Origin of the sequence: Microbacterium sp. NPDC057407 (assembly GCF_042803895.1) — a bacterium.
GTDB lineage: Bacteria > Actinomycetota > Actinomycetes > Actinomycetales > Microbacteriaceae > Microbacterium.
This window is the reverse complement of record NZ_JBHVCA010000001.1, coordinates 446,759-466,238: the sequence shown is the minus strand read 5'-3', so window position 1 is coordinate 466,238 and position 19,480 is coordinate 446,759. Positions and strand designations below refer to the sequence as shown.

At 70.8% G+C, this 19,480-nt stretch carries 15 protein-coding genes; 5 read left to right on the top strand and 10 right to left on the bottom strand.

The window, feature by feature from the left end:
* Positions 1–3: 3 nt before the first annotated feature.
* A complete protein-coding gene (locus ACFUTX_RS02255) occupies positions 4–1,200 on the bottom strand; it encodes an ROK family protein (RefSeq protein WP_378860566.1) in 1,197 nt (398 codons plus the stop codon).
* 158 nt (positions 1,201–1,358) lie between these two features.
* Between ACFUTX_RS02255 and ACFUTX_RS02250 the strand changes: the two genes are divergently transcribed.
* Both ACFUTX_RS02250 and ACFUTX_RS02245 read left to right on the top strand, forming a co-directional pair.
* Positions 1,359–1,844 carry a hypothetical protein gene (locus tag ACFUTX_RS02250; RefSeq protein WP_378860565.1) on the top strand — a complete coding sequence of 162 codons (486 nt, stop codon included), beginning with the start codon at positions 1,359–1,361 and terminating at the stop codon, positions 1,842–1,844.
* A 107-nt stretch (positions 1,845–1,951) separates the two neighbouring features.
* A complete protein-coding gene (locus tag ACFUTX_RS02245; protein ID WP_378860564.1) occupies positions 1,952–3,439 on the top strand; it encodes a L,D-transpeptidase family protein in 1,488 nt (495 codons plus the stop codon).
* Positions 3,440–3,507: 68 nt separating this feature from the next.
* Here the strand turns inward: ACFUTX_RS02245 and ACFUTX_RS02240 are convergent, their stop codons facing one another.
* Entirely contained in the window at positions 3,508–5,727 is a 2,220-nt protein-coding gene (locus ACFUTX_RS02240) for an NADP-dependent isocitrate dehydrogenase (protein WP_378860563.1), read from the bottom strand.
* 143 nt (positions 5,728–5,870) lie between these two features.
* On the opposite strand from ACFUTX_RS02240, the gene ACFUTX_RS02235 reads away from it, so the two are divergent.
* Together ACFUTX_RS02235 and ACFUTX_RS02230 are read left to right on the top strand one after the other, a co-directional pair.
* Positions 5,871–6,323, top strand: coding sequence for a GNAT family N-acetyltransferase (locus ACFUTX_RS02235; protein WP_378860562.1), 453 nt, complete (start codon positions 5,871–5,873; stop codon positions 6,321–6,323).
* A 140-nt stretch (positions 6,324–6,463) separates the two neighbouring features.
* Positions 6,464–7,384: an N-acetylglucosamine kinase gene (locus ACFUTX_RS02230; protein WP_378860561.1), complete on the top strand. Its 921-nt coding sequence runs from the start codon at positions 6,464–6,466 to the stop codon at positions 7,382–7,384.
* A gap of 42 nt (positions 7,385–7,426) precedes the next feature.
* Here ACFUTX_RS02230 and ACFUTX_RS02225 read toward each other — a convergent pair whose 3' ends face one another.
* The 7 genes from ACFUTX_RS02225 to ACFUTX_RS02195 all read right to left on the bottom strand — a co-directional run bounded on the left by ACFUTX_RS02225 (position 7,427) and on the right by ACFUTX_RS02195 (position 17,308).
* Positions 7,427–9,244 carry an ABC transporter ATP-binding protein gene (locus tag ACFUTX_RS02225; RefSeq protein ID WP_378860560.1) on the bottom strand — a complete coding sequence of 606 codons (1,818 nt, stop codon included), beginning with the start codon at positions 9,242–9,244 and terminating at the stop codon, positions 7,427–7,429.
* Positions 9,241–11,103 carry an ABC transporter ATP-binding protein gene (locus ACFUTX_RS02220; RefSeq protein WP_378860559.1) on the bottom strand — a complete coding sequence of 621 codons (1,863 nt, stop codon included), beginning with the start codon at positions 11,101–11,103 and terminating at the stop codon, positions 9,241–9,243. The genes ACFUTX_RS02225 and ACFUTX_RS02220 overlap by 4 nt, the downstream gene beginning before the upstream one ends.
* Before the next feature lie 336 nt (positions 11,104–11,439).
* Positions 11,440–11,949: a methylated-DNA--[protein]-cysteine S-methyltransferase gene (locus ACFUTX_RS02215; protein WP_378860558.1), complete on the bottom strand. Its 510-nt coding sequence runs from the start codon at positions 11,947–11,949 to the stop codon at positions 11,440–11,442.
* The gene (locus ACFUTX_RS02210; protein WP_378860557.1) at positions 11,946–13,487 is read right to left on the bottom strand and encodes a DNA-3-methyladenine glycosylase 2 family protein; all 1,542 of its coding nucleotides are present in this window, start codon (positions 13,485–13,487) and stop codon (positions 11,946–11,948) included. Before ACFUTX_RS02210 ends, ACFUTX_RS02215 begins: the two co-directional genes overlap by 4 nt.
* Before the next feature lie 91 nt (positions 13,488–13,578).
* Positions 13,579–15,183, bottom strand: a complete 1,605-nt coding sequence (gene purH, locus ACFUTX_RS02205; RefSeq protein WP_378860556.1) for a bifunctional phosphoribosylaminoimidazolecarboxamide formyltransferase/IMP cyclohydrolase — start codon at positions 15,181–15,183, stop codon at positions 13,579–13,581.
* Positions 15,184–15,204: 21 nt separating this feature from the next.
* Positions 15,205–15,807, bottom strand: coding sequence for a phosphoribosylglycinamide formyltransferase (purN, locus tag ACFUTX_RS02200; protein WP_378860555.1), 603 nt, complete (start codon positions 15,805–15,807; stop codon positions 15,205–15,207).
* Between the two features lie 4 nt (positions 15,808–15,811).
* Positions 15,812–17,308, bottom strand: a complete 1,497-nt coding sequence (locus tag ACFUTX_RS02195) for a DUF6350 family protein (protein WP_378860554.1) — start codon at positions 17,306–17,308, stop codon at positions 15,812–15,814.
* Between the two features lie 114 nt (positions 17,309–17,422).
* On the opposite strand from ACFUTX_RS02195, the gene ACFUTX_RS02190 reads away from it, so the two are divergent.
* Positions 17,423–18,892, top strand: a complete 1,470-nt coding sequence (locus ACFUTX_RS02190) for an NCS2 family permease (RefSeq protein WP_378860553.1) — start codon at positions 17,423–17,425, stop codon at positions 18,890–18,892.
* Between the two features lie 63 nt (positions 18,893–18,955).
* Here ACFUTX_RS02190 and ACFUTX_RS02185 read toward each other — a convergent pair whose 3' ends face one another.
* Entirely contained in the window at positions 18,956–19,396 is a 441-nt protein-coding gene (locus ACFUTX_RS02185) for a nitroreductase family deazaflavin-dependent oxidoreductase (RefSeq protein ID WP_378860552.1), read from the bottom strand.
* Between the last annotated feature and the right edge of the window lie 84 nt (positions 19,397–19,480).

The window sequence follows — 19,480 nt, the reverse complement described above, 5'->3', positions numbered from 1 at the left end:
GCGCTACGACACCCCGAGTTGTCCTGACAGGACCATGACGGCCGCACCGCGCAGGACGATGTCCTGGCCTTGCGCCGTCATCCGCACCCGCACGGTGTCGTGGAACTGGGCGAGCGTGCGCGCGCGGAGGGTCTCGACGGTCGCTTGCGCGAGAGGTCCGTCGAGAAGTTCGGTGGGACCGGAGAGGACGATCTCCGACAGGTCGAGCGCGCCGACGACGGGCGCGAGCGCGATACCGAGCCGCTCCCCCGCGTCTCGGAGGACGCCGTCGCGCTCGGCGGGCGTCGCGTCGCCGAGGCGCTTCGACAGCGAGGGCACCGAGAGCCAGGCTTCGAGGCATCCGACCTTTCCGCACACGCAGACCGGACCGCCGTCGGTGCCCACCGTGACATGGCCGATCTCGCCGGCGGCGAAGCGGCTGCCGCGCATGGGCTGGCCTGCGGCAAGGAGGCCGGAGCCGACACCGCGGCCCACCTTCACGAGCAGGACGTCGTCGCCGGCCCCGCCGAACGTGTATTCGGCGAGCACTGCGGCGTTGGCGTCGTTGGCGACGAGGACGGGGAGGCCGAGGGCGCTCTGAAGCGCTCCTTCGAGGTCGAAGCCGGCCCATCCGAAGTTGGGTGCGGTGAGGATGACGCCGCGGTCGTCGACGACACCCGGCGTGCCCACGCCGATGCCGAGCACGGGCGCGTGCGAGTCCTCGACGAGGCTGCGGGCCAGGTCGACGAGGGAGTCGACGACGGCGTCGGGTGCCGGCAGCGCCACCTCGCGGCGGGCGACGATGTCGCCGTCCAGGGTGAGGACCGCTCCGATGAAGGAGTCGCTGCCCGACAGGTCGATGCCCACGATGCGGTGTCCGGCGCGGTCGAGGTCGACCAGGATGGCCGGCTTGCCGGGGCCGGATGCCTCGCGCACGCCCATCTCGGCGACGAAGCCGTCGGAGATCAGCTCGGCGACCAGATCCGAGATCGTGACCCTCGTGAGTCCCGTCTCGCGCGAGAGGTCCGCCCGGCTCATCGCCCCCTGGTGGAACAGCGTCTGGAGAAGCAGGGAGCGGTTGTGGCCGCGCGCGTGCTCGGGAAGGACCTTCGCCCCCTGGCGCAGGGTGCGGCCGGGCACGAAGCCGCGGCCGGTGCCGTGTGGTGAGGGGTGCGGCGACTCGATCGTGGAAGAGCCGCGCTGCACTTCCGATGCAGACATGTTTGTTAGTAGACCTTACGAACAAACGCGCCGCAAGATGTCGAGTGAGTTTGAACGGGGTATTTACAAAACCGTTACATTGCGTGACCTGCCGGTGATGCGGCGGATGCACAGGTCCCCGCCCGGGCATGTCCGAGGTGCTCGCCTACAGTGGAGGAATGCGCAGCCCCCTCCGCTCCCGTCGTCTCGCCGCCGTCCTCATCGCCGCCGCAGCCCTCACGGGCCTCACCGCGTGCACCGGCTCCCCCGTCGGCTCCGGGTCCACGGCCCCGTCGTCGAACGCGTCGGCGGGCGCGGAATCGGCCGAAGGCGGGCAGACCACCGAAGAGGCGTGCCAGCTCGTACAGAGCACCTTGGACGACGCCATGTCGAAGTTCGAGCAGAGCGTCGACGACGATCCGCAGGCCGCTGAGGACACGCTCCGGGGGGTGGCTGAGGACCTCGCGGACGCCGGCTCGGAGATCACCAACGAAGAGGTCGCGGCAATCGTCCCCGACCTGCAGCAAGTCTTCGAGAAGGTCGCCGACATCGTCCCCTCGATCGCCGAGGGAGACGCCGCGGCGGTGAGCGAGTTCGAAGAGATCGGCGAAGACCTCAGCCAGTCCGTTCAGCGCTACCAGGAGCTGTGCGAACCCAGCGAGTGACCCGTCGCTTCCTGCCCTGACCGCAGCGTGATCAGGTCGTTGCCTTCCCTCAAGGGAGCGTCCTTTACCATGGAACCCATCGTTGCTCGCAACCGGGGGGTGAAGACGTGACGGATCTGGCGACAAAGCCGGGGGCCGAAGAAGCCCAACCGCATGGTCCGGCAGCAGGCCAGTCGTCGGCGATCCCGCAGCCCGGCGCACCCGCCGGCGGAGCCCCGGAGGGCCCCACCTACGCGTGGGCGCCGCAGGAGCCCCGCCCCCGCAAGAGCCGCAAAGCCCTGTGGATCGGCGGCGCTGCCGGCCTCACCGTGGCGGCACTCGTCGCGTCCTCGCTCGTGCTCATCGCGCCCGGCACCTCCATCGCGGGGGTCGGCGTCGGCTTCCTGCCCGCGGGCGCCGCCATCGACGCGGTGCAGCACCGGCTCGCCACGACCACGGTCGTCCTCACCGGGGCGGGCGACGACGCAGAGCTGACCGGCGCCGAGCTCGGTGCATCGGTCGACGCGCGCGGTCTCGTCGACGAGGCGTTCGCCGAGCATCCGATGTGGGACGTGACGTCGTGGTTCCCGGCATCCGTCACAGCTCCCGTCTTCATCGACGAACAAGTCGCCGATTCGGCCTTGCGGGCGGCGGCACCCGAGCTCTACGTGGAGCCGGTCGACGCGACGCTCACCTACGACGCGGCAACGGCGACCTACGTCACCACTCCGGCCGAGGAGGGCGAGGGCATCGACGTCGACGCCGTGCGCACCGCCCTGCAGGACGCGTTCCAGGCCGGAGAGACCCGCGTCGAGCTCGACACCAGCGTGGTGCCCATCAGCGCTCCGACGCCCACCTTCGTCGCCGAGGCGGCCGCACGGCAGCTGAACACCATGCTCGACACGGTCGGTTTCTACGTCGGAGACGAGCGCACCGTGCCTGTCTCGCGCGAGGTGGCGGCGTCGTGGCTGACGGTGACTCCGGGCGAGCGGGGAACCTTCGAGATCGCCGCCGACGAAGCGGCGATCGAAGCTGTCGTGCCCCGCCTCGCGAAGGCGGTGAACCGCGACGTGGTCGACGCGGTGGTCGTCACCGACAGCGCCGGCCAGGTGCTGCGCACCCTGACCGAGGGCGTCACGGGCCGCACGCTCGGAGACACGGGCGACATCGCGGCCGAGTTCGCCGCCCAGCTGGCCGGTGGCGACGCGGCGTACGCGCTGCCGGTCGACGAGGCCGACTTCGCCACCACCGCACTCGAGCGCCGCATCGAGGTCGACCTGAGCGCGCAGACGACCTACCTGTACGAGAACGACAAGGTGATCGGCTCGTACGCGATCTCGTCAGGTCTCGGCGACACGCCGACCTTCACGGGTTCGTACCGGGTCTTCGCGTACACCTCCATGCAAGACATGGGATGCTTCGAAGGCGCCCCCTACTGCACCGAAGACGTGCCCTGGATCACCTGGTTCAACGGTGACCAGGCCTTCCACGGCGCCTACTGGCACAACAATTTCGGCAATCCGATGAGTCACGGTTGCGTGAACATGCCCATCGACGTCGCCAAGTTCGTCTACGACTGGAGCGCCGTGGGCACGGAGGTCTGGGTTCACGCGTGACCTGAGCCCGCGCTGTCTGCACGAAGAAGCCCCCGGCCTTTCGACCGGGGGCTTCTGCGCGGATCGGATCAGGCGAGGCCGTCGATGATCTCGTTGAACGTCTGCGAGGGGCGCATCACACCCTCGACGAGCTGCGCGTCAGGCCGGTAGTAGCCACCGATGTCGGCGGGCTTGCCCTGCACGGCGATGAGTTCCGACACGATCTGCTGCTCGTTGGCGGCGAGCGCCTCGGCGACCGGGGCGAACGCGGCCGCGAGCTCGGGGTCGGCCTGCTGCGCGGCCAGTTCCTGAGCCCAGTACAGGGTCAGGTAGAAGTGGCTGCCCCGGTTGTCGATCGTGCCGAGCGCGCGACCGGGCGACTTGTCGTTCTCGAGGAACGTGCCCGTCGCCGCGTCGAGCGTGTCGGCGAGGACCTGCGCGCGGACGTTGCCCGTCGTGGTGGCCAGGTGCTCCAACGACGCGGCGAGTGCGAAGAACTCACCGAGCGAGTCCCACCGAAGGTAGTTCTCCTCGAGCAGCTGCTGCACGTGCTTGGGAGCCGAGCCGCCCGCGCCGGTCTCGAACAGCCCGCCGCCGGCCAGCAGCGGCACGATGGACAGCATCTTGGCGCTGGTGCCCACCTCGAGGATGGGGAACAGGTCGGTGAGGTAGTCGCGCAGCACGTTGCCTGTCACCGAGATCGTGTCCTCGCCCTTGCGGAGCCGGTCGAGCGAGTACTGGGTCGCCGCCGCCGGGGCGAGGATCTCGATCGTGAGGCCGTCGGTGTCGAGATCGGCGAGATAGGTGCGCACCTTGGCGATGAGGGCTGCGTCGTGCGAGCGGCTGTGGTCGAGCCAGAACACCGCGGGAGCACCCGTCGCGCGTGCGCGTCCCACCGCGAGCTTGACCCAGTCGCGGACCGCGATGTCTTTCGTCTGGGTCGCGCGCCACACGTCGCCCGACTGCACTCGGTGCTCGAGGAGCACGGTGCCGGCCTGGTCGAGCACCTGCACGACGCCCGGCGCGGCGATCTCGAAGGTCTTGTCGTGGCTGCCGTACTCCTCGGCCGCCTGGGCCATGAGTCCGACGTTCGGGACCGTGCCGATCGTCGCGGGGTCGAGGGGACCGTGGGCGATGACGTCGTCGATCACCGTCTGGTAGACGCTGGCGTAGGACGAGTCGGGGATCACCGCGAGCGTGTCGGCCTCGCCGCCGTCGACGCCCCACAGCTTGCCGCCGTTGCGGATCAACGCCGGCATCGAGGCGTCGACGATCACGTCGGACGGCACGTGCAGGTTCGTGATGCCCTTGTCGGAGTTCACGTACGAGAGCCGGGGACCCCGCTCGAGGTCGGCCGCGATCGCCGCGGCGATCTCATCGCCGCCCTCGACGGAGCCGAGCCCGGCGAGAATCGCGCCGAGTCCGTCGTTGGGGGTGAGTCCGGCTTCGGCGATCTTGTCGCCGTAGCGGTCGAACACGTCCGCGAAGTACGCCTTCACGACATGGCCGAAGATGATCGGGTCGCTGACCTTCATCATCGTCGCCTTGAGGTGCACCGAGTAGAGGAGGTCGTCGGCCGCGGCATCCTTCAGCGTGTCGGCCAGGAACGCGTCGAGCGCCGCCGCCGACAGGAACGTGGCGTCGACGATCTCGCCCGGCAGCACCTTGATCCCCGTCTTGAGCGACGTGACGGTGCCGTCGTCGGCGACGTGCTGGATCGAGAGGACGTCGTCGGATTCGATGACCGTCGTCTTCTCGTTCGAACGGAAGTCGTCGTGCCCGAGGGTCGCCACCCGGGTCTTCGAGCCCTCGGGGAAGGGCTTGTTGCGGTGCGGGTGCTTGCGGGCGTAGTTCTTGACCGACAGCGGGGCCCGACGGTCGCTGTTGCCCTCGCGCAGCACCGGGTTGACCGCAGAGCCCTTGATGCGGTCGTAGCGCGCGCGCACGTCCTTCTCTTCAAGGGTCTGCGGCTCGTCCGGGTAGTCGGGGATGTCGTACCCGTCGGCCTGCAGCTCGGCGATCGCGGCCTTCAGCTGCGGGATCGACGCCGAGATGTTGGGGAGCTTGATGATGTTGGCCTCGGGGAGCGTGGCGAGACCGCCGAGCTCGGCCAGCGCGTCGCCGACCTGCTGCTCGGGGGTGAGCTTCTGGGGGAACGCCGCGAGGACGCGACCGGCGAGGGAGATGTCGCGGGTCTCGACGTCTACTCCCGCCTGGCCGGTGACGGCTTTCACGATGGGCAGGAAGGACGCGGTGGCGAGCGCCGGTGCCTCGTCGGTGTAGGTGTAGATGATGGTCGAGTCGGTCACCTGTGGGGTCTCCGTTTCTGGTCTGTTTCCAGCCTAACGCAACGGCAAAGTATCTCGATGTCGAGATATCTCGGTGGATGAACGGCACGTAACCGGTCGACCCCGGGCGTGCTGGAATCCCGGCGTGGGGCTAGCCTGTGCGTATGGGTGATCTCCGACTGGTCGAACTCTCCGCCTCGACGATCGTGGCGGTCAACAACCTGTCGCTCAAGCCCGGGCAGGAGCAGTTCCTCGCCCCGGTGAGCTATGGCATCGCGGCCACCGTGGTGAACCCGCAGACGACGTGGCAGCGCGTCGTGCTCGACGGCGAAGAGGTGGTCGCGTTCGTGAGCGCGAACTTCGACCCCGAGGCTCCCGTCGACCACTTCCAGTCGGTGCTGTGGCGCATCAACGTCGACGCCGACGACCAGGGGCGCGGCGTCGGGCGCTTCGCCGTCGAGCAGCTCCTCGAAGAGGCGCGCAATCGCGGGGTCGACCACGTGAACGTCATCTACGAAGCCGGCGAGGACGGACCCGAAGCATTCTTTCAGCGTGTGGGCTTCACCCCGGTCGGCGAGACCGAGTACGGTGAAGTCATCGCAGAGATCCGACTCTGACCACTCCCTCGCGAGCTCTCCCTGTTCGACAGTGCGTATGACGACCGCGCGGGTCCTGAGACCGGCGGCGGGGCCTCGACTACCCCTCCCCCATCGAGGCCCCGTCGCCCTCGCCCTGAGTCGGGCTGAGGGGTGAGGGAATGACCACGCCGGCGGTCCTCGCGATCGACGCCGGGCAGACCGGCATGAAGACCCGTCTCGTGACGCCAGCGGGTGGCAGGGATGCGGTGTTCCCGGGCATCCTGACCGCGGCGCCGCTGCGGCCGCAGCTCGTGGCCGTCGTGCGCGCCGCGCTGTCGCAGTCGGATGCCGAAGCGGTGACGGTGACGGCGGGAGTGTCGGGCCTCACAGCAGGGGAATCGGATGCCTCGGCCCTCCTCGAGGCGATCGATACGCCGCACGTGCGAGAGGTGCGACTGGCGCACGACTCGATCACCTCGTTCCTCGGCGCGCTCGGCGACGGGCGCGGCGCAGTGGTCGCCTCAGGCACCGGGGTCGTGACGCTGGGAGTCGGGCCGTCCCGCGTCGCGCGGGTCGACGGCTGGGGCTGGATCATGGGCGACGCGGGAAGCGGGTACTGGATCGGCCGCGAAGCGCTCGACGCCGCCATGCGCGACTTCGACGGCCGTGGTGCGCGGACGGCGCTGCGGGCCCGCGTCGAGGCCCGTTGGCCCGACCTCGCGAGCGCTTACATCGATCTTCAGGCCGATCCCGACCGGGTGGCGGTCGTCGCGTCGTTCGCTGCCGAGGTCGCCCGCGCGGCGGATGAGGGCGATGAGATCGCGCGCCGCATCAGCGCCCGCGCCGGGACGGAACTGGCCCTCAGCGTGGAGACCGCCCTCCGCCGGGCGCAGGCCGGGTCGGGGGCGGAGGTCTGCGCCATCGGAGGGGTACTGCGATCCCGGTGGGTACGCGATGCCTTCAGCGCCCGGATCGGAGCGAGCGACCTCGATGCGACTGCCGTGTCGGCGCGCGGCGACGGGCTGGACGGCGCTGTGACGCTCGCCCGGCTGGGGGCGCAGCATCCGCTCTTCGCCGCGGTGTCGGTCGCGAGAGCCTGAACCCCGGCCGGCCGGGCGGCGGGCCGGGGTCCGTCCGAAGGCTCACACGAGGGATTCGCGCCAGGCCGCGTGCAGCTTGGCGAACCGGCCCTCGCCGGCGATGAGCGACTCGGGGGCGTCGTCCTCGATGATGCGCCCGTGCTCCATGACGAGCACGCGGTCGGCGATCGCGACGGTCGACAGCCGGTGCGCGATGATGATCGCCGTGCGGTCGGCGAGCAGCGTCTGCAGCGCATCCTGGATCTGACGCTCGCTCGGGATGTCGAGCGACGCCGTCGCCTCATCGAGGATGAGCACCGCCGGGTCGGCGAGGAACGCGCGCGCGAACGAGATCAGCTGACGCTGACCGGCCGACACCCGACCGCCGCGCTTGTTGACGTCGGTCGCGTAGCCGTCGGGGAGGCGCTCGATGAAGGTGTCTGCCCCCACCGCCCTCGCCGCGGCGCGGATCTCGTCCATCGTGGCGTCGGGCTTGCCGAGCGCGATGTTGTCGGCCACCGTCCCGCTGAACAGGTAGGCCTCTTGGGTGACCATGACGATAGCCCGTCGGAGGTCTTTCGGGTGCAGCGAGCGCAGATCGACGCCGTCGAGGGTGAGACGGCCCGCGGTGGGGTCGTAGAACCGCGACACGAGCTTCGCGAGGGTGGACTTTCCGGCGCCGGTGGTGCCCACCAGCGCCACGGTCTGACCCGCGGGGATGTCGAGCGAGAAGTCCGGCAGGATGACCCGGTCGTCGGAGTAGCCGAACCGGACGTTCTCGAAACGCACGTGGCCGCGGGCGCTCCACAGATCCACCGGCTTCGCCGGGTCGGGAACCGTCGGCTCCTCCTCCAGCACCCCGGAGACCTTCTCGAGCGCCGCCGTCGCCGACTGGTACGAGTTCAGGAAGAAGGCGACCTCCTGCAGCGGCGAGAAGAAGTTGCGCACGTACAGCACGGCCGCCAGCAGCACGCCCACTTCGATGGCGCCGTCGATCACACGGATGCCGCCCCACAGCAGCACGAGCGCGACCGTCACCGACGCGACCGCCATCAGCGCGGGCTCGAACGTGCCGAAGAGGCGGATCGAGCGCATGTTGACGTCGCGGTAGTCGCTGGCGAGCTGGCCGAACTCGCGGTCGCCGCGCTGCTCGGTGCGGAACGCCTTGACGGCGCGGATGCCGGTCATCGTCTCGACGAACTTCACGATCACCTTCGCACTGACCACACGGGACTCGCGGTAGACGACCTGCGAGCGCGTGTAGAACCACCGCATCAGGAGCAGCAGCGGGATCCCCATCACCGTCAGGATGACGCCGGACTGCCAGTCCACGAGCAGCAGGGCGATGAGCGTGAACCCGCCGTAGAGGATGCCCGACACGAGCTCGTTGAGCCCGCCGTCGAGGAGCTCCCGGATCGAGTCGAGATCGCTCGTCTGGCGCGAGATGATGCGGCCCGATGTGTACGACTCGTGGAACTCGAGGCTCAGGCGCTGCGTGTGCAGGAAGATCCGCTTGCGCAGGTCGAGCATGATCGCCTGGGTGAGCCGCGCCGCCACGACGACGTACCAGCCGATCAGCGCCGAGCCGGCGATGCCGGTGACGAGGTAGAGCGCGACCACGCCGATCGTCGGCAGCCAGTTCAGCTGCTCGACGGCCGCGGGAAGCGCGTTGTCGATGCCGAACGCGATGAGGGCGGGCCCGGCGACGCGGAACGCGGTCGACACGACGAGGACGATCGCCGCGAGCCAGAGCTGGCCGCGAACCGGGGTCACGAGGGAGCCGAGCAGCCGCAGCGAGCGCTTGCGGATCGCCTTGCTCTCGGCGCGGGTGTAGTCGGAGCGGTCTTCGCCGCTCGTGCCGGTGACGGTCGTGGTGCTCACAGGTTCACCTCCCAGTCCTGGTCCTGCTGTCTGGCACGGAGTCGGGCCTCTTCGACCTCGAGGCTCGAGATCACGTGCCGGTAGTGGTCGCTGTCGCGCAGCAGCTCCGAGTGCGTCCCGACCGCCGTGACGCGGCCGCCCTCGAGGAGCGCGACCCGGTCGGCGAGCATGACGGTCGACGGCCGGTGCGCCACGACGAGCGCCGTGGTCTCGTGCAGCACCTCGCGCAGCGCGTCCTCGACGAGGGCCTCGGTGTCGACGTCGAGCGCCGAGAGGGGGTCGTCGAGCACGAGCACCGCGGGCCGCGCGGCGACGGCACGCGCGAGGGCGAGCCGCTGACGCTGGCCTCCCGAGAGCGACAGGCCCTCTTCGCCGATCACGGTGTCGACGCCGTCGGGCAGATCGTCCACGAATCCGGCCTGGGCCACCTGCAGTGCCTCACGCATGACCGCGTCCGCCTCGGGCGTGCCGGGGGCGAGATCCTCGCGCCCGAGGAGCACGTTGTCGCGCACGGACTGCGAGAACAGCGTGGCGTCCTCGAAAGCCATGCCGACGTGGCGACGCAGCTCGGACAGGGTGAGGTCGCGCACGTCCACGCCGTCGAGGGTCACTCGTCCCGCGGTGACGTCGTAGAGGCGCGCGGGCAGCGTCGTGAGCGTCGTCTTGCCCGAGCCGGTCAGGCCCACCAGAGCCATCGTCTCGCCGGGCCGCAGGCTGAGGTCGATCCCGTCGAGCAGGTCGGGTTCGTGGGCCGGCGCATCCGCGTATCGGAAGTGCACGCCCTCGAACACCAGTTCGCCGCGCGGGCGCTCGATGGCGGTCGGGGCGGCGGGGTCGGTGATCGTGTTGTGCTCGTCGAAGACCTCGAAGATGCGGTCGGTCGCCGTGCGCGCGTCGAGGGTGAACGAGAACAGGAAGCCGATCGACTCCATCGGCCACCGCAGCACCGTCGCCATCGCGAAGAAGGCGATGAGTTCGGCGGTCTGCAGCTGCCCGAGCGTGACGAGGTAGATGCCGGCGCCCAGGCAGAGCGCGAACGCGATATCGGGCAGCAGCACGAGCCAGAACCAGATCCAGCCGACGGCACGGGCCTTGCTCAGCTCGGTCTCGCGCAACGTCTCGGCCTGCTCGGTGAACTTGCGGAGCGCGTGCTTGCCCCGACCGAACGCCTTGAGCACACGGATGCCGTGCACGCTCTCCTCGACCGAGGTGGCGAGGTCGCCCGCCTGGTCCTGGCTCTGGCGGGTGAGCGTGCCGTACGTCTTCTCGAACCGGTAGCCCGCGTACCAGAGCGGGATCGAGGTCACGAGGAAGATCGTGCCCAGCAGCCAGTGCCACCGGAACAGCAGCACCGTCCCGACGAGGATGGTGAGGACGTTGACGATGAGCAGCAGGAGGCCGAAGGCCATCCAGCGCCGCAGCATGCTGATGTCCTGCATCATGCGGCTCAACAGCTGGCCCGACTGCCACCTGTCGTGGAACGAGACCGGGAGGCGCTGCAGCCGGGAGTAGAACGACTGGCGAAGGTCGTACTCGACCTTGGTCGCGGGTCCGAGCACGAACCAGCGGCGCAGCCAGACCATCGCGGCTTCGGCCAGACCGAGGGCGAGCACGGCGGCGGAGCCCCACGCGATCTGGGCGAGGTCGCCCGATGCGATGGGTCCGGCGACGATCGCCTCGAGCACGAGCGGGATCGACAGGGCGAGCAGGCTGGCGACGAGCGCGCTGACGGCGCCGAGGGCGAGGCGCCCGAGCACCGGTCGCGCGAACGGGAGCAGACGGCCCAGAGCCTTCGGCGTGGACATGTCGCGCTGCGGCGAGGACGGGGACGGTGGCGGTGGAGCGGCGGTGATGGTCATGATCCTTGTGGGGACGGTGAAGCGGAGGACCCGGATGGGGTCGCAGATGCGCGTGGCGCGACGGAGCCCTGACGACAGGAACGCTCCGAAGGGCGGCAGTATGCCGAGGCCGGCGTGAGCCGGGACGGGAGGTGGCGGACTACCCCTGGATCCGGCGGCGCTCGGGCGCGGCGATGCGGAGGACGAAGGCGGTCTTCGCGGCGATCATGGCCTGGGACATGGCATCCTCCTGAGGTGAGAGCGGACGGGGCTGCCGCACCGAAACGACGCGACAGCCCTCCAGCCTAGACCTGGACGTTCGCTGAAAGCAACGGCGGTTTCCGCTCCCCCGGAAGCTCACACCAGTGCCGGCACGCCCGCTTCGCGCGCCAGCAGCGAACGCTTGACGTCGAGCCCCCAGGCGAAGCCGCCCAGGGCGCCGCCGGTGCGGAGCACCCGGTGGCAGGGCACGAAGAGCGCGGGCGCGTTGCGCGCGCAGATCGACGCTGCGGCGCGCACGGCCGACGGCGCCCCGAGTTCGACGGCGAACTCCGCGTACGTCAGCGGGTGCCCCGGCGCGATGCGACGCAGCGCCTCCCACCCCGTGCGCTGCATCGAGGTGCCCTCCTGTGCGACGGCGACCCCGTCGATCGCCGCCAGGTCGCCCGTGTAGTACGCGGACACCGCGTCCGCGGCATCCGTCGTCCCTTCCCGCACCGCCGAGGGTCGGGTGCCCGCCCGCAGCCGGCCGAGGATGCGGTCGGCGTCGGCCGTCCACCCCGAGGCGAGCACGCGCTGACGGTCGTCGACGAGGATCGTGAAAGCGCCGTCGGGGGTGTCGACGGTCTGGATGGTCGCGGTGGTCATGCGATCGCCTCCTCGAGCGATGGGGTGTCGGATGCCGCACGCCGGCGCGCGCGGGACGGAGCAGGTCGGGGCGGCACGGCGCGCCACAGGTGCGCGGTGAGGTAGCTGCGCCAGGGAGCGGTGCGGACCGCCCAGTCGGTGAGCGGACGCGGCTCGGACGGCAGACCGCTCGCGGCGGCACCCGTGCGGACCGCGACGTCGCCGGGGAGGAAGACGTCGGGGTCGCCGAGCACGCGCATGCGCACGTAGTCGGCGGTCCAGGGTCCGATCCCCGGCATCGCCAGGAGCGCCGCCCGCTGCTCGACGGCGTCGTCGCCGGTGGTGAGCGTCAGCGACCCGTCGGCCAGCGCGGCCGCAGCGCCGGTGATCGCGCGGATGCGCGCGGCCGGCCCCCGCAGCACCTCGTGGCCCCGCTCGGCGATCGCCGCCATCGTCGGGAAGAGCTTGTCGGTGCCGTCGAACCCCACGACGTCGTCGCCCAGGGCCGCGGTCAGGGCCGAGAGCGCGGTGCGCGCGGCCACGACGGTGATCTGCTGCCCCACCATGGCACGGATCAGCATCTCGTGCGGGTCGGCGGCACCCGGCACACGGATGCCGGGAAGCGACGCGACCAGCGGCGCGAGCTCGGGCTGGCGGGTCAGCGCCTCGTCGACGGCGAGCGGGTCGGCGTCGAGATCGAACAGCCGTCGCGCCCGCGTGACGAGCATCGAGAGGTCGGCCAGGTTCGCCAGCCGGGCGCGCAGCCGCACACGGCCGAGGTCGTCGACGCGCAACTCGAACCACGCGGGACCGTGCGGCAGCGCGAGCGTGCGACCGAACGAAACGGGGGTTGCCGTCTCGGCCCCCGTGACGGCGCGGGCCGCCATCCACGCGAAGAGCCCGTCGACATCGAGCGGGCCGCGGTGGGGCAGGACGAGGTCGATCGTGCCGAGCACGGTCGCCTCGAGGCCGGACGCCGACCCCGGCAGGGCACGTCGACGCGCGCGCAGCTCGAGCGGCGTCATGCCGAACACCTCGCGCACCGTGTCGTTGAACTGGCGGACGCTGGCGAAGCCGGCCGAGAAGGCGACGTCGGCGGCGGGCAGATCGGTGCCGACCAGCAGCATGCGCGCCGTCTGAGCCCGCTGAGCACGAGCGAGGGCGAGCGGACCGGCGCCCAGCTCGGCCGTCAGCAGGCGGTTCAGATGCCGCGGCGAGTACCCGAGTCGTCGCGCGAGCCCGGGCACGCCCTCGCGCTCGACGACCCCGTCGGCGATGAGGCGCATGGCGCGCCCCGCGGTGTCGCCCCGCAGATTCCACTGGGGCGAGCCCGGAGCCGCCTCGGGAAGGCATCGCTTGCAGGCGCGGTACCCCGCCTCGTGGGCGGCCGCCGACGTCGGGTAGAACGTGACGTTCGACGCTTTCGGGGTGCGCGCCGGACAGCTGGGGCGGCAGTAGATGCCGGTCGAACGCACGGCCGTGACGAACTGACCGTCGAAACGGGTGTCGCGGGAATCGATCGCGCGGTACCGCTCGTCGAAGGTCATCGCCAGGCTCATGCCCTTAGCCTGACACGCGCCCCCGACATCGGCTCGCGGAAATCGGACACGGCTGTGGAGGCATCCGCTTCTCCCTCACGCGCGGCCGCGCTCAGTGGAAGAAGTGGCGCTCCCCCGTGAAGAACATCGTCACGCCGGCCGCCTGCGCGGCCTCGATGACCTCCTGGTCGCGCACCGACCCGCCCGGCTGGATGATCGCCCGGATGCCCGCGTCGATCAGCACCTGCGGCCCGTCGGCGAACGGGAAGAAGGCGTCGGATGCCGCCACCGACCCCGCGGCGCGGTCTCCTGCTCGCTCGACCGCGAGCCGGCACGAGTCGACGCGGTTCACCTGACCCATGCCGATCCCGACCGTGGCCGACTGCTTGGCCAGCACGATCGCGTTCGACTTCACCGCGCGGCAGGCCTTCCACGCGAAGATGAGGTTCGTCATGTCGTCGTCGGCGGGACGCTCGCCCGAGACGAGCTGCCAGTCCTTCGCGACCGACTCGATGTCGTCGGGGAACCTGTCGGCGTCCTGCAGCAGCAGGCCTCCCGACACAAGGCGCACGTCCATGCGCTCCTGCTGCCAGTCGGCCGGCAGCTTCAGCACCCGGAGGTTCTTCTTCAGCCGGAACACCTCCAGCGCCTCGGGCTCGAAGTCGGGCGCGACGATCACCTCGGTGAAGATGTCGCGAAGGTTCTCGGCCATCTTGAGGGTGATCGTGCGGTTGGCCGCGATGACGCCGCCGAACGCCGACACGGGGTCGCACTCGTGGGCGCGCAGGTGGGCGCTCGCGATCGGGTCGAGCGCATTCGGCGCCGCGACGGCGATGCCGCAGGGATTCGCGTGCTTGATGATGGCGACGGCGGGCTTGACCATGTCGAAGGCGGCGCGCAGTGCGGCATCCGCGTCGACGTAGTTGTTGTACGACATCTCCTTGCCCTGCAGCTGCGCCGCCTGAGCGATGCCGTGGCCGCCGACCCGGGTGTAGATCGCCGCCCGCTGGTGGGAGTTCTCCCCGTAGCGCAGCGTGGCGAGCCGCTCGGCCTTGATCGTGAGGTGCTGGGGAAGATCGGCTCCGCCCAGCGTCTCCTCGGCGAACCAGGTGGCCACGGCGCGGTCGTACTCGCACGTGTGGGCGAAGGCGCGCGCCGCCAGGTCGCGGCGCTGCTGCAGCGTCGTGCCGCCCTCGCGGATCGCGCCGATGATCGCCGGGTAGGACTCGGGCGACACCACGATGGCGACGTTGGCGAAGTTCTTCGCCGACGCCCGCACCATGGCGGGACCGCCGATGTCGATCTGCTCGACGACGTCGTCTCCGGTGGCGCCCGAGCGCACCGTCTCGACGAACGGGTACAGGTTGACCACGACGAGCTCGAACGGCTCGATCCCGAGCTCGGTCAGCTGCTGCAGGTGGTCTTCGAGGCGCAGATCGGCGAGAAGGCCCGCGTGCACACCGGGGTGGAGTGTCTTCACACGGCCGCCCAGCGACTCCGGGAATCCGGTCACCGACGCCACGTCGGTCACCTCGTACCCGGCGTCGCGGATCGTGGACGCCGTCGACCCGGTCGACACGATCTCGACGCCCGCGGCCGACAGGGCCTCGGCGAGCACGAGCAGGTCGGTCTTGTCGCTGACCGAGACCAGTGCGCGGCGGACGGCGACCACGTCGCGGTGGGTGTAGAGGGCGGGGTCGTGCGTGGGGCCGGCCATGGAGGCTCTCCTCGTTCGGGGTCAGGAAGCGACGGCCGCCGAGGCGGCGGCGAGGTCGAGGTCGCCCGTCGCGATGCGGCGGACGACGTCGATGAGCAGCCGTCGCTCGACGGGCTTGATGCGGTCGTGGAGGGAGTGCTCGTCGTCGCCCGGCAGCACGGGAACGCGCTCTTGCGCGAGGATCGGACCCGAGTCGACCCCGTTGTCGACGATGATGACGCTCGCCCCCGTCTGGGCGACGCCGGCGGCGAGCGCGTCGCGCACGCCGTGCGCCCCGGGGAACTCCGGCAGGTACGCGGGATGCGTGTTGATGATCCGCGGCGACCACTCGTCGACCAGGGCTGCGGGCAGCAGCCGCATGAGCCCGCTCAGCACGACGAGGTCGGGCTTCCAGACCGCCAGCTGCGCGCCGAGTTCGGCACCCCAGGCCTCGCGAGTGTCGAACTGCGCCCACGGGACCATGAACGACGGGATGCCGTAGTCCTCGGCGTGCACGAAGCCCTCTGCTTCGCGGTCCGCGCCGACGACGACGATCTCGGCGGGGTAGGAGGGGTCGGCGGCCGCGTCGAGCAGGGCGCGAAGATTGGACCCGGTGCCCGAGATGAGGACGGCGACCGTGAGCACGCGGCTAGTCTACCGGCGCGCTCGGATCGAACCGTCGCGGGCCCAGGTCGAGCGTGGCCGCCAGATCGGGGAAGACGTCCCGCTCCGGAGCGGCCGGGGGCGGGCTCACGGAGGCCGGCCGGTCGGTCCCCGGGGCGCCGACGCCATCCCGCGTCGCGCTGCGCGGCGACAGGAGGAGGATCGCGGCGCCGAGGGCCACCTCCAAGCCCACCGCGAGCGCCACGGGGCCCGGCTCGGGGCCGACGTCGGCGAGGCGTCCGGGCCCGAGGGCGCCCGAGGCGACGGCCGAGAGCAGCGCGGCTGCGGCCGCGGACAGCACGGCGATCCCCGCCACGATGACGAGCCGCGCCCCGACGGGATCGGCGTCGGGGCCGGCAGTCCCGGATCCTCTCGTCGGTCGTTCGCCGGCATCCCGGGCCGGAGACGAGCCTGCGAGGAGTCCGGTGAGCGCCGCGGTGCGCTCGTCGTCGACCACGACGTCGGGAGCCGGGCGCGAGCGCGACGGCTCGACGGTGCGCACGCCCAGCAGCCGCGAACGTGCGATCCATCCCGCGAACGCGCCGAGGCCCACCGGCACCAAGGCGAGCAGCAGCAGCCAGGGCGACGTGGACTCGGGCAGTGCCCCCAGGATCGGGATGCCGGGGACTACGCCGATCTGCGTGCCCGCGGGCGAGACCGTGCCGCCGTCGCCCACCGCGAACCCCGGTCCGGCGCCGAACGCGAGGCCCCAGACGACGAGGTTCGGCAGGTAGGCGAGCTGCGCGAGCGTCATGACGGTGGCTCCCAGACCGTCGACATTGCTCGCCTGGAAGAGGGCGACGATCTGGCCGCCCCGAGCGAAGAGGGCGACGGCGGTGATCGCGGCACCGAAGCCGACGAGGCCGACCGCCACGACCGCCGTGCCGCGGGCCACCAGGGCGGGCACCAGCCCCCAGCCGTGCGCGGCGGCCTCGACCCGGTCGCGCAGCCGGGCCACCGAGCCCGATCCCGCCTCGCGCCACTCGGTCACGATGGCGCCGCCCAGCGCCGGCAGCGCGAAGACCAGCGTCGGAACGAGGATCGCCTGCCACAGCTCGGTGTCGCCGACGAGATTCTGGGCGGTGAATCCGGCGAGGGCGCAGAGCGCGCCGAACACCACCGCGCCGGTGCCGACACCGGTTCCCCACGCCTCCGCGCGTGAGGCGCGAACGCCGGAGCGGCCGGCGAAGATCGCGGTGAAAGCGGCGAACGCGAGCGGCGAGAGCGACAGGGTGAAGGATGCCGCGGCCGGGTCGATCCCCGTCGCGGCGAGGTAGTCGGCCGGAAGCGTGACCAGCACCGGCACCAGGTTGCCGAACTGCCACACCGTCACCGCCGCCGGCCACAGGGCGCCCCAATCGGCTCCGCCGCCCAGGCCGAAGACCCACAGGAGGGTCAGCGGCGCAAGGGTCACGGCGATGCCGACGGCCACCGCGATGGCGGCGTCGACGGCGGCGAGTAGGGCGACGGTGAGGCGATGCATGCGACATCGACCCTACCCAGCGGCGACGCGACGCCCGGTCGACGACCCGGCCGGTCGCGGCATCCGGCGTGCTTCTCCTCGTGCGGGCACTAACGTTCTCTGCGGAGGTCCTTCATGAGCACAGCCCCGTCGCCCGCCACCGAGACGACCGAGACGCCCGAGCCGCGCAGCGGTTTCGACCGGTTCTTCGAGATCACCCGCCGCCGATCGACGGTAGGCGCCGAAGTGCGCGGCGGCGTCGTCACGTTCGTGACGATGGCGTACATCGTCATCCTGAACCCGATCATCCTGTCGAGCGGTGTCGACGTCGAGGGCAATAGCCTCGGCTTCCCGCAGGTCGCCGCGGTCACGGCGCTCACCGCCGGGGTCATGACGATCCTCTTCGGCCTGGTGACGCGGCTCCCGTTCGCGTTCGCCGCGGGCCTGGGCATCAACTCGTTCCTCGCGGTCGCCGTGGTGGGGCAGGTGACCTGGCCCGAGGCGATGGGGCTCGTGGTCATCAACGGCCTCATCATCGTGCTGCTCGCCGCCACCGGGCTGCGACGCATGATCTTCGACGCCGTGCCGATCCAGCTGAAGCTCGCGATCACGGTCGGCATCGGCCTCTTCATCGCGTTCATCGGCTTCGTCGACGCCGGCTTCGTCACGGCCACCGGCGTCGGCTCGCCGCCCGTCGGGCTCGGCATCAACGGCTCGGTCGCCACGGTGCCGACGCTGATCTTCGTGTTCACCCTGCTGCTGACGGGCATCCTCGTCGCGCGCAAGGTCAAGGGCGGCATCCTCATCGGCCTGGTCAGCGGCACGATCGTCGCGGTCATCGTCGAGGCGATCTGGAACCTCGGTCCCAAGGTCGACGGCGATCAGGTCAACCCCGGCGGCTGGGGCCTGTCCGTTCCGGAGCTGCCGTCCTCGCTGGTGAGCGTGCCGGACCTCTCGCTCATCGGCCAGGTCTCGTTCGGGTCGTTCGAGCGCATCGGCGTGCTCGCCGCCCTCATGCTCGTGTTCACGCTCGTCTTCACGAACTTCTTCGACGCGATGGGAACCATGACGGGTCTCTCGAAGGAGGCCGGCCTCGCCGACGACAAGGGCGACTTCCCGCGCATCAAGTCGGCACTCATCGTGGAGGGTGTCGGCGCCGTCGCGGGCGGCTATGCGTCCGCGTCGTCCAACACCGTGTTCATCGAGTCGGGTGCCGGCATCGGCGAGGGTGCTCGCACCGGGTTCGCGAACGTCGTCACGGGCCTGCTGTTCCTCGTGGCCATGTTCTTCACGCCTCTGGTGTCGATCGTGCCCAGCGAGGTGGCGGCATCCGCCCTGGTCATCGTCGGCGCGCTGATGATGGCCCAGATCCGCTTCATCGACTTCACCGACTTCTCGGTGCTGCTGCCGGTGTTCCTCGCGATCACAGTGATGCCGCTGACCTACTCGATCGCGAACGGCATCGGCGCGGGCTTTATCGCCTGGGTCGTGGTGCGGTCGCTGTCGGGCAAGGCGCGCGAGATCAGCCCGCTGCTGTGGGTCGTCGCGGCCGGGTTCGTGCTGTATTTCGCGCGCGGACCGATCGAGGCGGCGCTGGCCGGCTGAGCGCGTGAAACGGGAGAGCGGATGCCGAGGCATCCGCTCTCCCCTGTTTCACGCCCATGCGGGTCAGCCCTCGACCGGCTCCAGCAGGAAGATCGCGATCTGACGGTCGGTGCGAGCCTGATAGTTGTCGTAGTCGGGCCACACCTCGACGGCGCGCTCCCACCATTCGGCGCGCTCGTCCCCCGACAGCTCGCGGGCGAGGTAGTCGCGCTTGACCGCGCCGTCCTGCAGTTCGACGTGCGGGTTCTTGCGGATGTTCCAGTACCAGGCGGGCGGGTCGGGGTGGCCGCCCTTCGACGCGACCGCGAGGTAGCGACCGTCGTGCTCGACCCGCATGAGGGCGGTCTTGCGGAGTCCGCCGCTCTTCGCGCCGACCGAGGTCAGCACGATGATCGGCACCCCGCGCAGCGTGTTGGCCTTCTGCCCGTCCGAGGCCTCATAGGCCTCGGCCTGCTTGCGGGCCCAATCGGACGTGGACGGCTTGTACTCCCCGGTCAGCGGCATGCCCTCAGGCTATCCGGTGCCCGGGGACCCGGGCCGCGGTCGGGCCGCACGCAGGAAGGCCCCGCCGAAGCGGGGCCTTCCGAC

Coding starts and splice junctions, on each gene's coding strand:
- ACFUTX_RS02255 (WP_378860566.1), bottom strand. CDS start 1,200: ATGTCTGCATCGGAAGTGCAGCGCGGCTCTTCCACGATCGAGTCGCCG.
- ACFUTX_RS02250 (WP_378860565.1), top strand. CDS start 1,359: ATGCGCAGCCCCCTCCGCTCCCGTCGTCTCGCCGCCGTCCTCATCGCC.
- ACFUTX_RS02235 (WP_378860562.1), top strand. CDS start 5,871: ATGGGTGATCTCCGACTGGTCGAACTCTCCGCCTCGACGATCGTGGCG.
- ACFUTX_RS02230 (WP_378860561.1), top strand. CDS start 6,464: ATGACCACGCCGGCGGTCCTCGCGATCGACGCCGGGCAGACCGGCATG.
- ACFUTX_RS02220 (WP_378860559.1), bottom strand. CDS start 11,103: ATGACCATCACCGCCGCTCCACCGCCACCGTCCCCGTCCTCGCCGCAG.
- ACFUTX_RS02215 (WP_378860558.1), bottom strand. CDS start 11,949: ATGACCACCGCGACCATCCAGACCGTCGACACCCCCGACGGCGCTTTC.
- ACFUTX_RS02210 (WP_378860557.1), bottom strand. CDS start 13,487: ATGAGCCTGGCGATGACCTTCGACGAGCGGTACCGCGCGATCGATTCC.
- purH (WP_378860556.1), bottom strand. CDS start 15,183: ATGGCCGGCCCCACGCACGACCCCGCCCTCTACACCCACCGCGACGTG.
- ACFUTX_RS02195 (WP_378860554.1), bottom strand. CDS start 17,308: ATGCATCGCCTCACCGTCGCCCTACTCGCCGCCGTCGACGCCGCCATC.
- ACFUTX_RS02190 (WP_378860553.1), top strand. CDS start 17,423: ATGAGCACAGCCCCGTCGCCCGCCACCGAGACGACCGAGACGCCCGAG.
- ACFUTX_RS02185 (WP_378860552.1), bottom strand. CDS start 19,396: ATGCCGCTGACCGGGGAGTACAAGCCGTCCACGTCCGATTGGGCCCGC.